This is a genomic window from Oceanicaulis sp. (assembly GCF_051859625.1).
In the GTDB taxonomy this organism is placed as follows: Bacteria; Pseudomonadota; Alphaproteobacteria; order Caulobacterales; family Maricaulaceae; genus Oceanicaulis.
The window spans coordinates 171957-186860 of the sequence record NZ_JBHYFH010000001.1 but is presented as its reverse complement, the minus strand read 5'-3'; the positions used below and the strand labels follow the sequence as shown (position 1 = coordinate 186860).

Sequence of the window (14904 nt, the reverse complement as noted above, 5' to 3'; positions counted from 1 at the left end):
TGACTGGGTCCCGTGGTTACACAAGGAGCTCCCCATGAAACTTTTCGCTGCATTGACGGCATTGAGCGCTTCGCTTGTCATGACGGGCGCCGCGCTGTCGCAATCTGACGACACGGATGAAACGCCGTTCGTACCGGAAGGCTATGAACTGACGGGCGAGACCCGCTCCTGCCTGTCGCTGACGCGTATCGACAGCATTGATACGATCAATGAAAGCGCGTGGCTGGTGACGATGAGAAACCGCGACGCCTATCTGACCCGTGTCGGTAGCGGCTGCCGGTCTGCAGCGCGCCCGTTCACTTATATCAGCTATAGCGTTCCCGGCTCCCAGTTGTGCCGAGGCGAGATCGTGCGCGTTATGGATCAAGGTTCTGATACGGTTGTGGGCAGCTGCGGCATTGGTGAATTTGAAAAATTGAGCCCGCTGCCGGAAGACGCCAGCTAAAGTCAACACACGGTTAACGCTCATCCGCCATTCTGCCGGGACAGAGTTCAAGGCAGGACAGGGTGTATGCGCCCTATGATGCGCACAAGTTTGCTGGGGCTAAGCGTCGCGGCGGTGTTATCCGCTTGCGCTGCGCCGTTGCGTGCGCCTGCTCCCATCGAGCATGGATCAAGCGCGGCGCCCCGCTCGACGGCCAGCTGCGGGCGAAGCGTTTCGGTTCGTCCGGGCGATACGCTGTTCGCGATTGCTCAGCGCTGCGGCGTCTCTGTCGCGGACCTGGCGGCTGAAAACAATTTGCGTGAACCCTACACCCTGCGCACCGGGCAAAGCCTGCGCTTGCCGGGGCCGTCCGTCTACACGGTGCGGCGGGGCGATAATCTGTATCGGATCGCGCTCGCGCACGGCATGAGCACGGACCAGCTGGCGCAGATGAACGGTCTGCGCCGCCCCTATACCATTTATCCCGGTCAGGATTTGTCCGTGAACGGCCCGGCGCGGTCTGTGGCGCAGGCGCGGCCTCCGGTCGCCAGCAGCGGCGGTTCAACCGCCCGGTCTGACCCGCCGCCGCGCCGCGCCAGCCCGCCGCCTCAGGCCTCCACCGCCAATGCGCCCAGCTTCCAATGGCCGTTGCAGGGGCAAGTCATCACGCCTTATGGCGGCGCGGAAGGCAGCCGGATTGACGGCATCCGCATCGCCGCGCGTCTGGGCGATCCGGTGCGCGCCGCCGCAGACGGCGAAGTCGTTTATGCCGGCAATGAGCTTCAGGGCTATGGCGAGCTGGTCCTGGTCCGTCACGCCAATAACTGGGTGACGGCGTACGGCCTCAACTCGATCTTGCGGGTGAATGTCGGCGACCGGGTCACGACCGGACAACACATCGCCGATGCAGGCTCGTCCGGATCAGAAACCCGAACAGCGCTCCATTTCGAGGTCCGGCGGGGCGTCAGCCCGGTCGACCCGATGCAGGTTCTACCCGCCCGATAGGGCCGGGCTGAGTAAATCAGGTGACGACATACCGTCGGGGCTTGTTGCATGCGGCGCGGACACCGATATATTCCGGCAACCCTTTCTCGCTCGTTTTATCGGAGCCGCCATGTTTTCCGCGACTGACTCTGTCTTTCTCGCCACCGCCGCCGCTTCAGGCGCACAAGGCGGACTCGTCCCCATGCTGATGCAATTCGCCCCGTTCATCCTGATCTTCGTGGTCTTCTACTTCCTGCTGATCCGTCCGCAGCAGCAGAAAGCCAAGGCGCATCGTGAGATGGTTGAAGGTCTTCGCAAGGGTGATGAAGTCGTCACCTCCGGCGGCATGATCGGCAAGGTCACACGTGTGGCTGACGCCGAAGCGACGGTGGAACTCGCCGAAGGCGTCCGGGTGAAAGTGCTCAAGCACACCATCATGGAAGTGCGCACGCGCACCGAGCCGGCCAATGACGCCGCCGACGCCAAGTCTTCCGACTAAGGCCTGACTGACATTCCGGCGTCGGGTCCTCGGCCCGGCGCCGCCGGACGCTTGAGAGCCCCATGCTGTATTTCGCTCCTTGGAAGACGACGGTCGTCACCCTCGTCATCCTGATCGGCCTTCTGTTCACTCTGCCCAATTTCGTGCCGGAAAGCGTCCGTCTGGACGCCAATGGCGAACCCAAGGGCGTCTTCACGGTTCTGCCGCACAAGACGATCAATCTGGGGCTCGATTTGCGCGGGGGCTCGCACCTGGTGTTCCAGGTGGATATGGAGGAAGTGCGCCAGGAGCGGCTTGAGAACCTGCAGGATGACGCGCGCAGCGCCCTGCGCGAAGATCCGCCCATCCTGATCGCGGGCTCGCCTGCGGTCGTGGAAGGCCAGGTCATTGTTCGGTTGTCGCGTCCCGACGACATGGACCGCGCCCTGGAGCGTCTGGAAGAGCTCAACGAGCCGATCACCACCGCCACGGGCGGGCAAGGGATGACCCAGACCCTGACGATCAATCAGGGCGATGACGACCGGACGATCCGTCTGGGCATCACCGAGGCGGCTCTGGACGCCGTGCGTCAGCGCACGGTCACCCAGTCCATCGAGGTCATCCGCCGGCGTGTGGACTCCACCGGCACCACCGAACCCAATATCGCCCGTCAGGGTGAGGACCGGGTTCTGGTCCAGGTGCCGGGCGAAAGCGATCCTCAGCGCATTATCGACCTGGTCGGCACCACGGCGCGCCTGACCTTCCACATGGTCGAAGAGGGCGTCACCATCAATCCGGACGGTACGGGCCGGACGCCCCCCGGCGTCATGATCCTGCCGTCTGAACGTTCGAGCGAGCCTTATCTCGCCGTGCAACGCCGCGCGCTGGTCACGGGCGAGCAGCTGGTGAACGCCGGTCAGGCGTTTGACCAGAACGGCCAGCCTGCGGTGAGTTTCCGTTTCAACACGTCCGGCGCCCGCTCTTTTGCAGAAGCGACCACCCAGAACCGCGGTCGCCGCTTCGCCATCGTGCTCGACGACACCATTATTTCCGCGCCTGTGATCCGAAGCGCCATCACCGGCGGCTCGGGCATCATTGAAGGCGGCTTTACGCTGCAATCGGCCACAGACCTGTCCAACATGCTCAATGCGGGCGCCCTGCCTGCACGTTTGACGCCGGTGGAGCAACGCACCGTCACCGCCAGCCTGGGCGCGGATTCGGTGGCGCGCGGCGAGACGGCGGTCCTGATCGGCTTCGGCCTGGTGATCGTGTTCATGGCGCTCGCCTACGGCTTCTTCGGCATTGTTTCGACCATGGCGCTGCTGGCGAACATCCTGCTGCTGCTCGGCGCCCTGTCCGGGCTTCAGGCGACTTTGACCCTGCCGGGCATCGCCGGGATCGTTTTGACCATCGGCATGGCGGTGGACGCCAATGTGCTGATCTTTGAGCGGGTCAGGGAGGAGTACCGATTGGGACGAACGGTCACCACGGCCTTCGAGGCCGGGTATTCGCGCGCCCTGTCCGCTATTCTGGACGCCAACATCACCACCCTGATCGCAGCGTCGGTTCTGTACATGCTGGGCGCGGGGCCCGTGCGCGGCTTCGCCGTGACGCTGGGCATCGGCATCCTGACCTCGGTCTTCACCGCTTTTGTGTTCTCACGTCTTCTGATTTCGACCTGGCTGCGAATGGCCCGTCCGAAATCGCTGGCCATGTAAGGGGAGGCGATCATGTCGCTTGCACTCGTCCGCCTCATTCCCACCGACACCGCCATTCCCTTCATCAAGGTGCGCTTTGTGGCGTTCCTGGTGTCGGTGGCGTTGATCCTGGGCTCCTTGACCGCCTTTTCCACGCTGGGGCTCAATTTCGGCATTGATTTCAAGGGCGGCACCGCCATTGAAGTGAAAACCCCCGGGCCCGCCGATACAGGCGCGCTGCGTGAGGTCCTGTCCGGTCTTGATCTGGGCGATGTCCAGGTGCAGGGCTTTGGCGCTGAAGACGAAGCGCTGGTGCGCGTGGGTCTGGTCTCGACAGAGCGCGTGAACGAGATCGAGGGCTATAGCGTCGCCAATGACGCCGAAGCCCAGCAGGCGGTTCGCCAGATGGTCTCCAACGCGCTTGAAGAGGCCTTTCCCGGCATCGTGTTTCAGAAAACCGAATCCCTGAGCCCGCAGGTCTCAGGCGAACTGGTGGTCGCGGGCGCCAGCTCCATCGGCGTGGCCCTGCTCTTGATGCTGATCTACATCTGGTTCCGGTTCGAGTGGCAGTATTCGGTGGGCGCCGTGCTGGCGCTTATCCACGACGTCATCGCCACCATCGGCTTCTTCGCCATCACCCAGCTGGAATTCAACCTGTCCACCATCGCCGCGATCCTGACGATCGTGGGCTATTCGATGAACGATACGGTCATCGTCTATGACCGCATTCGCGAAGACTTCCGCAAGTTCAAGACGCGCCCCACCGTGGATGTGCTCAACGGCGCCATCAACTCCACCCTGTCGCGCACCATCCTGACCTCTGGCACCACCATGATCGCCATCGTCGCCATGGCGGTGATCGGCGGTCCTGCGCTGGAAGGCTTCGCACTGGCGTTGATCTGGGGCGTGGGCGTGGGAACGTATTCGTCTATCTTCGTGGCGGCGCCGCTTCTGACCCTGACCGGGGTGAAGCGCGAGGCCAATGAAGACGGCAGCGGGGGCGCTCTTGCCCCGTAACGCGGCCGGGTCCGGCCTGCCTCCGATTGACGCGTTTGGCGATGGCGGTTTTCGCATCGCCGGGGTGCGAAAGGATGGCGCGACCTTGATCGTGGACGGTGCCGCTCGCGCCTGGTCCAGGACCGGCGATACGCTGGAGCTTGCAGACCTTCAGATCTTCCTCAACGCCTCAACGCGGCCGGACATGCTGATCCTGGGCGTGGGGGAGCGCCTGGTGCATCCCCCCGCCAGCATTCGCCAAGCATTTCGCGAGGCGGGCGTCGGGCTGGAAGTGATGGACACCGCAACCGCCTGCCGCACCTATAATCTGTTGGCCGGCGAGGGACGCAACGTGGCGGCGGCCCTGTTACCAGTTTAAGTAATCTTAAGCATATGTGGGGTTTCATGGGGCATACTTATGCCGCAGGCGAATGTCGCTTTTCAAGGCTTTAAGATGACGATTGAAATGAACCCAGCTGTTCCAGAATTTCAAATAATTGAAAAAACAATCAATAATAGAATAAGTTATACAGGGCTTATAGGGGCGAGCCTTCAGCCTTTATTGGGCAAGGCCATCGCCGATTACAAACGCAAGATCAATGAACATTCTATTCTGATTGTCGACTACCGCAAGGGAGATCCGGTCGTGCAGCCGCAAGACCTCAATGATCTACTTGATGAGGTCGGTGACGCCTGGTCGATCCCTGAACGCATTGTCTATCTATACAATGAAAACAATCGCATGCGGACGGCGCATTTCAGCAAGCTCGTCCTCAAGCGCGGCGGCTCTGTTGTTGCGGTTTCAAGCTGGCGGGACGCCGGCGAAGCCCTGGGCATGGACCTGGGAAGCGACCCGCTGGATGAGCTTGATGTTGCTGTCGATGCTCAGGATTCTGACGAAATCGCGTCATAGACCAACCGGTCGAAGACAGCGCGTGCGCCAATGGTGTCTGGCGTTGTCGGTCCGGGCTGTTCCTGGCTCATGATGACGGCGACAATGCCCGTGGCCGGGCTGACGAAGAATTCCGTGTCGAAATAGCCTGACCAGCCAAAATCACCCTGTGCGCGCACCGGATGCTCACCTGGACCGTCATAGATGACGCCGACGCCGTAACCATAGCCGAGATCAACCGAATCCATACGATCCGGCATCCGATCGGCCTGGACGTGCGCTGTGCTCATGGCGGCGACGGTGTCCTCTGAAAGCAGGCGAGCGCCATCCAGCGCGCCGCCATTCGCCAGCATTTGCGCAAACCGGATATAATCATTGGCGGTTGAGAACAGGCCGGCGCCGCCCGCTTCCAAGGCGGCGACGCTCACTGTGTCTTCAGCGCTGGGAACCCGCGTCAGCTGGCCGTCCTCGCCATGGGTGTAAACGGCGGCTAACCGGTCACGCTGATCATCGCGCAGGAAGAACGTGGTGTCGTCCATGCCCAGTGGCTGGAAAATCCGCGTTTGTGTGAAGTCTTCAAGGCTTTGGCCGGACGCCACGGATACGAGATGGCCGAGAACATCGCTGGCGTAAGAGTAAAACCAGGCGGAGCCGGGCTGGAAATACAGCGGCAATCCCGCCAGCGTCTCCATGCGGCTGTCCATGTCGCCTTCAGCGGCGTAAATATCGTTGCCGATATAAAGCGCGCCCAGATTGGACTGGTAATCAAACAGATAGCCCAGCCCCGACGTGTGGGTGAGCAGATCCTCCACAGTGATCGGTCGCTCGGCGTCCGTGGTGGGGATTTCAAAGCTCTCATCTCTTTGCAAGGCGGTGGCGACGCGCACATTTGCAAAGGCGGGGATATAATCGCTGACCGGATCGTCGAGCGCGATCACGCCGTCTTCAATCAGCATCAGGGCCGCGACGGCTGTCACCGGTTTGCTCATCGACGCGATGCGCACGACCGTGTCCGCCGTCATGGGGCGGTCGGCTTCCAGATCGGCGTATCCGGCAGTGGAGGTGTGCATCACCTCGCCATTGCGGGCGAGCACGGCCACATAGCCGGCGCGTTGCCGCGCGCTGGCGAGCTCGGCCAGGCGGCTGTCGAGCTGGGCGAGACCCGCTTGAGAAAAGCCCGGCGTCGGCGATGGGGCGGGCGCGGCTTGCGAAGCGGCTTCTGGTGCGGGAGCAGGCGAGGCGGCGGGGCCGTCACAAGCGCCGAGAGCGAGCAAGAGCGTGAGAGCGCCAAGCGACGCGCCTTTCCGGCAGTGTGACAGATTGATCCGCATGAGAGGTCCCCTGAAATCCCAAAAAAAACGGCTGCGGTGAAACTCACCGCAGCCGCCTTTCTCGTCAATGTATAATTAGATCAGGGCAGAACCAGATCAGGCGTCCGCCAGATTCTGGTTTGCGAAGTCCCAGTTCACCAGCTTGTCCAGGAAGTCGCCGATATAGTCCGGGCGGCGGTTCTGGTAGTCGAGATAATAGGCGTGTTCCCATACATCCATGGTCAGAAGCGGGGTGACGCCGTCGGTGATCGGGTTTTCAGCGTTCAGCGTCTTGCGCACTTCCAGCGTGTCGCCGTTCTTCACAAGCCAGGCCCAGCCCGAGCCGAACTGGCCGGCGCCGGCGGCTTTGAATTCCTCGACGAATTTGTCATAGGAGCCGAAAGACGCGTCGATGGCGTCCGCGATGGCGCCCGTCGGCTTGCCGCCGCCATTGGGCTTCATCGAGTGCCAGTAAAAGGTGTGGTTCCAGATCTGGGCGGCGTTGTTGAACACGCCCATATTCTTGTCAGCCCAGCTTTTCTTGATCAGCTCTTCCAGGCTCAGGCTTTCAAGGTCGGTGCCTTTGACAGCGTCATTGGCCTTGTCGACATAGGCTTTATGGTGCTTGCCATGGTGGAAGCTCAGGGTTTCCGCAGAGATATGCGGCGCCAGAGCGTCTTGGGCGTAGGGCAGGTCGGGAAGAGTGAACGCCATGTCGGCCTCCTTTGGGAGTTTGAGCGAGAGGGTGCTCATAGGGTGCGGCGGCCGGTTGGAAGACCGCCATACTCAGGTATTACGCACGAGCTAGATATGGGTTCCAACCCGTATGTGTCTACCGGCCAGAGAGAATAGCGTGACTGATTTCGACAGCTTGTTAGCCGCAAATGATCCTGAACGTCGTGCTGCGGCTCTGTTTGCGCCCGCTGAATTGCGCGCGCGCCTGTATGCGCTGTACGCATTTTATCATGAGATCGCGCAGATTCCCGACAAGGTGTCTGAGCCGGTGATCGGCGAGATGCGTCTCGCCTGGGCGCGTGAGGCGGTCAGCGATCTGTTCACCGATCCGCCGAAAGTGCGTCGCCACGATATCTATGAAGCGCTGTCTGAATTGCGTGAAGCGCCGGGCGCTCCGGATCAGGCGGGCCTGGCCGGATTGGTTGAGGCGCGCGCCGCGGATCTGGGCGAGGGTCCTTTCCCCACGCGCGAAGATCGGCGCGACTATGTGGACCGCACCTCAGGCGCGTTGATCCAGATCGCCGCGCGTCTGCTCAAGCCTGATCTTGATCTGGGCGGAGAGCCGGGCGTCGCGATCACCGCAGCAGGACGGCTGTGGGGCTTTGTCGGTCTGTTGCGCGCCTTTGCGCCCCTGGTGCAGGCGGGGCGTCCCCCGTTCAGCGCCGATGAACTGGCCGGCGCCGATCTGAGCAAAGCGGATCTGGCGGCGGGGCGCAAATCGGATGCGGCCAAGGCGGCGCTGGCCGGCCTGCTGAGCGAAGCGCAGGACGCCGCCGGTCTGCTGAGCCGCACCCGCAGCGCGCTCCCCGCCGAGGTGTTCCCGGCGCTGGGCTATGTCAGCCTGGCGCGGGGCTATCTGAAAACCGCTCAGACGCTTGAAGATCCGTATCGCGAACAGATCGAGCGCGCGCCCTTCGGCCAGAATGCGCGCCTGACCTGGGCGTCGCTCACCGGGCGGGTCTAGTCGCCGACCTGCTCGTCGAGAAACGCGCCTATGGCGGAATACGCTTCCAGCCGCGTTTCATACTCGAGCAGCCAATGGTCGCCGCCCTCAAGGGGGATGAAGGAGACCGGCGCGCCTGCGCGCTGCAGGGCGCGATGCATGGCGCGGCTCTGGCGAAAGGGGACGACGCTGTCATCTTCGCCATGCAGCAGCAGCACTGGAATGCGCGCCTGGCCCGCGTAATTGACTGGTGAAATCGAGCGCAAAAGATCGCCCGATATGCGGTCCTGGACCTCGCCGCTGAAAGACCGGTTCCAATACCGCACAGTTTCTGAATCGCGGCCATAGCGCTCACCGACATAGCGCTGGAAGTCCTCAGCATCGGTCATGGGGTTTAAGGCGATGGCGCAGTCAAAGACATCCGGCGTGAAGACGGTTGCTGCGAGCGCCGCGTAGCCGCCATAGCTGCCGCCCGCGATGCAGATCTGCTCGGTCAGGCCAGCTTGCTGCAGATAGGCGGCGGCGTCTGTCACGTCCTGTTGCATGACGCCCGTTCCCCACTGCCCCCAGCCTTGCGCCTCCCATTGCACGCCGTAACCGCCAGAGCCGCGGAATTGCGGCTGGAGGACGCCATAGCCTTGACTGGCCAGCATGTGAGCCAGGGTGTCAAAGCCGCCATAATCACGTGAGGCTGGGCCACCATGCACCAGGACCACAAAAGGGTGCGGCCCTTCCGTGTTTGGCACGGTGAGGTAGGCCGGGATGGAGGCGCCGTCGCGCGCGGCGTAGCGAATTGACTGCCGCTGCGGCAGCGCCGTCCGGAACAGCTCTGGATAGGTCAAACGCACCGGATCAGCCGACCGGGCCGTTAGGTCCACCAGAACATAAACCGGCGCCTGATCCTCGCTGCCGACCCAAATGATGAAACGGCTGCGATCGGGCGTCCAGTCGATAAGGGAGACGCTCTTTCCGGCGAATGAGGCTTCAAGGCTTGACTGAATCTGAGCCAGTTCGGAGTCAAACCAGATGCGTTCGCGTCGCTCACGTTCGATGACGACGCCAGCCACATAGCCGCGATACGGGTCGATGCGAACGCTGTCAAAGTCATAGCGATCATCAGAGAAAATGATCTCCCCCAAGGCGCCGTCTGCTAATTCCACACGCTGCAGGATGTTGGCGTAGGGGGGCTGGTCTGCTGTGCGCGAAATGATGACCGCTTCGCCATCCTGAGAGAAACCGACCACGCCCAGATCAATGATGTCCTGACGTTCCTCGATCAGCGTGCGCCATTGATCGTTTTCCTCAATGGCGACACGCAAACGTTCTGTATCTTGAGAATAACTGACGCGGACATGACGCTCCCCTTGGGCGTCAGAGACCCAATAGCGCGTGTTCACAGCGCCACGGGCGACCACGCTGCGGCGATTGCCGTTTTCAGGGTCCACCGCATAGAGGTTTTTATGCTGGTTCGCGTCACGCAAGGGCAATAAAAGGCGCGCCCGGTCGTTCTGCCAGCCTGCTACTTGCGCGGTGTTCTGGTTGAACCCGGTGTCGCGGCCTTCCCGGATCAGCTGTTCGGCGTCCATGGTGTCGGTGTTGACGGTCAACAGCGCCTGAAAGTCAAAATCGCCGCTTATGTAAAACAGATCAGCGGCGCGCCCGACCCGCGCCATCAGCGTATTCTCGTCAGCCCAGAAGGTTTCAAAGGCGCGCATATTGCTAATGTTGAGCGCGTCCTGCTCGCCTGTTTCCAGCGATTGAACCACCAGATAGCGATCGCTGCCTGAGTGCGCGATATACGCAATCCGGTCGCCGTTCGGAGACAGCGACAGTCCTTGGCCAGCCGGCAGCCTGGCAAAGTGTTCAACCGGTATGACATCAGACGTCTGAGCCAGCGATGACGCTGAAACACACGCCCAGGCGATGGCGGCGCCGAGCAAAGTTTTGAGCATGAAATCCCCCTGTGAGGGGGAGTTTAGTTCGCAAAAAACGCTCTAAACAAGAGAAACTTCCGTAAAAGCTTATTATTCAGCCGCTTGAGAAACTCCATTGAGCCAGGCGTCACAATCTGACAGGGCGCGCGCGCTCATGGCGCGTTTCTTGGCGACGGACTTGTCCTTGCCCTTCAGGCGCTTGCCCTCGGCGTCCTTGGTGGGCGCCTCGATATCGGGGAAAAGGCCGAAATTGACGTTCATCGGCTGGAACGCACCCTTCTTGCCCGGCACATGACCCGTGGTGATATGGGTCAGCAGGGCGCCCAGCGCCGTAGTGGGCGGCGGCGGGGTGACGGCCCGCCCCAATTTCTCAGCCGCCGCGAAACGGCCCGCCAGAAGTCCCATGGACGCGCTTTCCACATAGCCTTCAACGCCGGTGATCTGGCCCGCGAAGCGCAGGGCGGGGCGCGCTTTCAGGCGCATCAAGCCATCCAGCAGCTTGGGCGAATGCAGGAAAGTGTTGCGGTGAATGCCGCCCAAGCGCGCAAAGCTGGCGTTCTCAAGACCCGGGATCATCTTGAACACGTCCGCCTGTGCGCCGTATTTCATTTTGGTCTGAAAGCCGACCATGTTGAACAGGGTGCCCAAGCTATTGTCCTGGCGCAGCTGCACCACCGCATAGGGCTTGGTTTCAGGATCATGAGCGTTGGTCAGCCCGCGCGGCTTCATCGGTCCATGGCGCAGGGTTTCACGCCCGCGCTCGGCCATCACCTCGATGGGCAGGCACGCGTCAAAATAGGGCGTGTCCTTCTCCCATTCCTTGAACTCGGTTTTTTCCGCCGCCAGCAGGGCGTCCACGAACGCCTCATACTGGTCCTTGTCCATGGGGCAGTTGATGTAGGCGGCCTTGTCTTCCTCGGTCTCGCCCTTGTCATAGCGCGACTGTTTCCACGCCACGTCCATATTGATGGAGTCGGCATAAAGGATCGGTGCGATGGCGTCGAAAAAGGCCAGCTCGCCCTCTTCGGTCGCGGCGTGAACCGCTTCGGCCAGCGCTTGCGAGGTGAGGGGGCCGGTGGCGACGATGACGCTGTCCCAGTCCTCGGGCGGCAAGCCGGTGATTTCCTCGCGGACGATTTCGATGTTGGGATGGTTTTCCAGCGCTGCGGTCACCGCTTGGGAGAAGGCCTCGCGGTCCACGGCCAGCGCGCCGCCGGCGGGCACCTGATGTGTGTCCCCCATCGCCATGATCAGCGATCCGGCGCGCCGCATCTCTTCATGCAGCAGGCCCACCGCGTTCGTCTCCGCATCGTCGGAGCGGAACGAGTTCGAGCACACCAGCTCGGCCAGGCCTTCGGTCTGGTGAGCGAAGGTGCCGCGCACCGGGCGCATCTCATGGAGCACGACGCGCACGCCGGCGTTCGCAGCCTGCCAGGCCGCTTCGGAGCCGGCCATGCCGCCGCCAATGATGTGGATCGGGGTCATATCTGTCATGGCGCGTCATATAGTCTTGATGACGGCGCGGCTCAATTGTCTGCGCACAGGCTTTCGGCGCCCTGATGCTTGGCGCAGGGGCGGTTTCGGGCTAACTGGCGTCCCATGAGACTGATTGATCTTCGCGCTGTGGGCGCCGCTTACCGTTTTGTTCTGGAAAATCCGGCTCCCGTTCTGGCGGCGAGCGCGCTTTATGGCGTCGTGTTCGCCGTGCAATCGCTGCTGACGGCCTATGCCGGCGCCTATGCGCCGGGCGCGGCGCCCGCGGCGATCGCCTTCATGGCGGTCGCATTCGGCGCTTTCGTCATCGGCTGGGCCAGCCTGGGACGTTTGGCGCTGGGCATTCCGAAGAAGGGAATGTTCGGCCTGACGCTGGGCGGAGACGAGGGACGGCTACTCTGGGCGCTGGCGCTGGTCGTGCTGTTGCTGGTGATCATCTTGATGACGGCGGGCGTGGCCATGGCCTTCATGATCGCCGGTCTCGCCTTCACTGAAATGGACCCCGGCGCGCCGCAGCCCGACGGATACGTCAATCTGTTTGAACTGATGGGGCCGGTCGCGCTGGCGGTATCCTTCGCCTTGATTGCGGTCTTCCTGGTGTTCAGCCTGTGGCTGATCACGCGGCTGGCGCTGACCGCGCCGGCGACTTTGGAAGCGGGCGCCATCCGGGTGCTGTCCATCTGGCCGGCGTCGCGCGGGCGCAGCGTCGAGATCGCGCTGACGGGGCTGGCCAGCCTGGCGCCCGGCATCGTTGTGTTGGCCGTCTTCAATACGGTCTGCGTCGCCCTGCTGGGCGCAGGGCCGGCCCTTGCACAATCGGCCTCTGGAGAGGCGGGGGCGTTGATCGTGAACCCTGTGCTCTTCCTTCTGGTCAGCGCTGCCTACGGCGTTGCAAAGATTGCGCTTCTGGCGGCGCCTTTGATCGCGGCCCTGTGCGCGCTCTATAGCGTTTACAAGCTGGAAGGCGAGATTTCTCCCGATTAAGGCGGGACCTTCGCGCCAGTCTGAGCTATCGTCTCACGCGAGTGCTTTGTTCGGACACGCGGGGGGAAGAATGTCCAAGCCCAGCTATAATTTCATCGACGCCACCTTCTATTTCCTGAAGGTGTTTGGCCAACGACCATTGAGCGTGGCGTGGATCGGCCTGTGGCAAGTGCTTCTATATGCGGGCTTTGGCGCGCTGATGCTTTACGGGTTTTGGCCCTTGCTCGAAATGGCGCTTGAGTATGGCGGCAAAGGGGATCCGAGCGACGCGGAGATGGCGCAGGCCGCCTTGCAAGGCATGGGCTTTTACATGCTGGGCATTCTCGGCATCCTGATCTCCGCTCTCATGATCCAGGGCGCCTGGCTTCGCCTTCTGGCGCGGGATCAGGTGGTGGTCGGGCTGCCGATCCGCCTGGGCGCGGACGAATTACGTCTGCTGGTCGTCAATATCGTGATTTGGCTGTTGATGATGGCGGCTGGCGTGTTGACCATCATGCTCTTCGCCGTCGTCAATGCAGGGCTTACCATGGGCGGCCAGCCGGGCGGGGTCGCCGTTCAGGCCCTGGTCAACACGCTTCTGACCGTGATCGTCATCGTTGGCTGGATCATTTTCCTTCTGGGGCTCGCGCCTGCGACCTCGCTGACCGTGCGTCAGCGCGGCATCAAGATTTTTGACGGCTTCGCCGCCGCTCAGGGCGTGATGTTCTGGATGTTCCTGTCCTATGTGGTGCTCTTCTTCGCCATTCTCATGGCTTACGTAGTGCTGAGCGTCATGCAGCAGGCGTTCATGATGATCGGATCGTCAGAATTGGTGGGCGCGCTGATCAGCTTTGAACAGACGAGTGATCCGGACCTCATGATGGAGGCTCTTCTGGATGCTCTGGACTCGCCGCTGTTCTGGGCGATGGCCGCGATCGTCCTCATCTTGCAGCTGATCTTCGACATGTTCGTGCAGGGAAGCTGGCAAGGCGTCGGCGCCTATGTGGCGGTGCGCCATGATGGCGGTTTCGCTCCCGATACGCCGCTTGAAGCGCCCGCGGAATCTGTGGGCCAGGCGCCCAGCGAGGGCTGATCCATGACTGACATGACGACGCCTTCCGCCCATCGGTTCACGGTGGGCGGGGCGCTCAGCTTCGGCGTTGAGGTTTTTCGCGCCCGGCCCGGAGCCGTGCTGACCCTTCTGATCGGGCACACCCTTATCTATGTCGTTATGGCGGTGGGGCAGTTCGTTCTGTTCGGAGAGCTGGCGCGCACGGGCGTGCAGGCCGCTGACATGGGCGATGCCGCCGAAGCCTATGCCCTGAGCCTTCAGTTTTCATCCGCCAGTTCGCTCATCTCTCTTCTCAGTGTCCCGCTCTGGATCTGGATGGAGGCGGTCTGGCTCACGCTGTTCATGAGTGGCCGGTTCACCCTCTGGCCCGGCTGGGCGGGCATCGGTCGTCTGACCCTGAGTGGTTTGATCCTCTTTGGCGTTTATCTGGCGGCCTTTCTGGTCCTGTTCTTCGTGATCATGATCGGTATCGTGTTTGCGATGCTGGCCGCAGAGAGCGGGACCGGCGACAGCGCAGTCGCCGCCGTCCTGGTTGTGATTGCGCTTTGCCTCATCGGCGGTCTGGGCCTGGTCGCCATCCTGTCAGTCTTCTCCGGCCTGCCGGCGCATGCCCTGTCCGGGCGCTATGATATCGGGGGCGCGATCCGCGCCGGTCGGCGGCATGTGCTTGGCCTCACACTGGCATGGGTTCTGTTCTTGATCCTCTACATGCTGGTGATGGTCGTCAGTTACGGCGCCATCGCCTTAAGCGTCGGGGACCAAGTTGCGAATACGTTTGAAATGCTGCTCCAGAACCCTGAAGACCCGATGATCACCATGCGGCTGTATGCGCTGTTGATGCCTGGCGTGGACCAGGCCTTGATTACTGCGCTCGTACTGACGCCCGTGATGCTCAGCATGGGCCTCGTGATGATCATCGGACGCGGCATCAGCGCCAAACTCGCGCTCTCCATGCCCAACCCTTCTGAGAAAGCTCCTTGAG

15 protein-coding genes are annotated in these 14904 nt (G+C 62.2%); 11 read left to right on the top strand and 4 right to left on the bottom strand.

Annotation, left to right across the window (positions count from 1 at the left end):
* Nucleotides 1–34: 34 nt before the first annotated feature.
* The 7 genes from ACTIGF_RS00905 to ACTIGF_RS00875 all read left to right on the top strand — a co-directional run bounded on the left by ACTIGF_RS00905 (nucleotide 35) and on the right by ACTIGF_RS00875 (nucleotide 5492).
* On the top strand, nucleotides 35–445 hold the full coding sequence (locus ACTIGF_RS00905) for a hypothetical protein (protein ID WP_439635076.1): 411 nt from the start codon (nucleotides 35–37) through the stop codon (nucleotides 443–445).
* A gap of 66 nt (nucleotides 446–511) precedes the next feature.
* On the top strand, nucleotides 512–1429 hold the full coding sequence (locus ACTIGF_RS00900; RefSeq protein ID WP_439635075.1) for a LysM peptidoglycan-binding domain-containing protein: 918 nt from the start codon (nucleotides 512–514) through the stop codon (nucleotides 1427–1429).
* Between the two features lie 109 nt (nucleotides 1430–1538).
* A complete protein-coding gene (gene yajC / locus ACTIGF_RS00895) occupies nucleotides 1539–1907 on the top strand; it encodes a preprotein translocase subunit YajC (RefSeq protein ID WP_022699820.1) in 369 nt (122 codons plus the stop codon).
* A 62-nt stretch (nucleotides 1908–1969) separates the two neighbouring features.
* The gene (gene secD / locus ACTIGF_RS00890) at nucleotides 1970–3604 is read left to right on the top strand and encodes a protein translocase subunit SecD (protein ID WP_439635074.1); all 1635 of its coding nucleotides are present in this window, start codon (nucleotides 1970–1972) and stop codon (nucleotides 3602–3604) included.
* Nucleotides 3605–3616: 12 nt separating this feature from the next.
* The gene (gene secF, locus ACTIGF_RS00885) at nucleotides 3617–4600 is read left to right on the top strand and encodes a protein translocase subunit SecF (protein ID WP_439635073.1); all 984 of its coding nucleotides are present in this window, start codon (nucleotides 3617–3619) and stop codon (nucleotides 4598–4600) included.
* Nucleotides 4590–4958: an Mth938-like domain-containing protein gene (locus ACTIGF_RS00880; protein ID WP_439635072.1), complete on the top strand. Its 369-nt coding sequence runs from the start codon at nucleotides 4590–4592 to the stop codon at nucleotides 4956–4958. The genes secF and ACTIGF_RS00880 overlap by 11 nt, the downstream gene beginning before the upstream one ends.
* A gap of 39 nt (nucleotides 4959–4997) precedes the next feature.
* Nucleotides 4998–5492, top strand: coding sequence for a hypothetical protein (locus ACTIGF_RS00875; protein ID WP_439635071.1), 495 nt, complete (start codon nucleotides 4998–5000; stop codon nucleotides 5490–5492).
* On the opposite strand, the gene ACTIGF_RS00870 is transcribed toward ACTIGF_RS00875, so the two are convergent.
* Both ACTIGF_RS00870 and ACTIGF_RS00865 read right to left on the bottom strand, forming a co-directional pair.
* The gene (locus tag ACTIGF_RS00870) at nucleotides 5465–6802 is read right to left on the bottom strand and encodes a serine hydrolase domain-containing protein (protein ID WP_439635070.1); all 1338 of its coding nucleotides are present in this window, start codon (nucleotides 6800–6802) and stop codon (nucleotides 5465–5467) included. The genes ACTIGF_RS00875 and ACTIGF_RS00870 overlap by 28 nt on opposite strands.
* Nucleotides 6803–6898: 96 nt before the next feature.
* Nucleotides 6899–7495 carry a superoxide dismutase gene (locus tag ACTIGF_RS00865; protein ID WP_439635069.1) on the bottom strand — a complete coding sequence of 199 codons (597 nt, stop codon included), beginning with the start codon at nucleotides 7493–7495 and terminating at the stop codon, nucleotides 6899–6901.
* Nucleotides 7496–7634: 139 nt separating this feature from the next.
* On the opposite strand from ACTIGF_RS00865, the gene ACTIGF_RS00860 reads away from it, so the two are divergent.
* Nucleotides 7635–8480: a squalene/phytoene synthase family protein gene (locus ACTIGF_RS00860; protein WP_439635068.1), complete on the top strand. Its 846-nt coding sequence runs from the start codon at nucleotides 7635–7637 to the stop codon at nucleotides 8478–8480.
* Here ACTIGF_RS00860 and ACTIGF_RS00855 read toward each other — a convergent pair.
* Nucleotides 8477–10411, bottom strand: coding sequence for an alpha/beta hydrolase family protein (locus ACTIGF_RS00855; protein ID WP_439635067.1), 1935 nt, complete (start codon nucleotides 10409–10411; stop codon nucleotides 8477–8479). The genes ACTIGF_RS00860 and ACTIGF_RS00855 overlap by 4 nt on opposite strands.
* A gap of 72 nt (nucleotides 10412–10483) precedes the next feature.
* Nucleotides 10484–11887: a methylenetetrahydrofolate--tRNA-(uracil(54)-C(5))-methyltransferase (FADH(2)-oxidizing) TrmFO gene (gene trmFO, locus ACTIGF_RS00850; protein WP_439635066.1), complete on the bottom strand. Its 1404-nt coding sequence runs from the start codon at nucleotides 11885–11887 to the stop codon at nucleotides 10484–10486.
* A 105-nt stretch (nucleotides 11888–11992) separates the two neighbouring features.
* Here trmFO and ACTIGF_RS00845 point away from each other — a divergent pair, with 105 nt between their 5' ends.
* The 3 genes from ACTIGF_RS00845 (at nucleotide 11993) to ACTIGF_RS00835 (ending at nucleotide 14903) form a co-directional block, all read left to right on the top strand.
* Entirely contained in the window at nucleotides 11993–12871 is an 879-nt protein-coding gene (locus tag ACTIGF_RS00845) for a hypothetical protein (protein ID WP_439635065.1), read from the top strand.
* Nucleotides 12872–12941: 70 nt separating this feature from the next.
* Nucleotides 12942–13943: a hypothetical protein gene (locus tag ACTIGF_RS00840; protein WP_439635064.1), complete on the top strand. Its 1002-nt coding sequence runs from the start codon at nucleotides 12942–12944 to the stop codon at nucleotides 13941–13943.
* 3 nt (nucleotides 13944–13946) lie between these two features.
* Nucleotides 13947–14903, top strand: coding sequence for a hypothetical protein (locus ACTIGF_RS00835; RefSeq protein ID WP_439635063.1), 957 nt, complete (start codon nucleotides 13947–13949; stop codon nucleotides 14901–14903).
* The last annotated feature ends 1 nt before the right edge of the window (nucleotide 14904 follow it).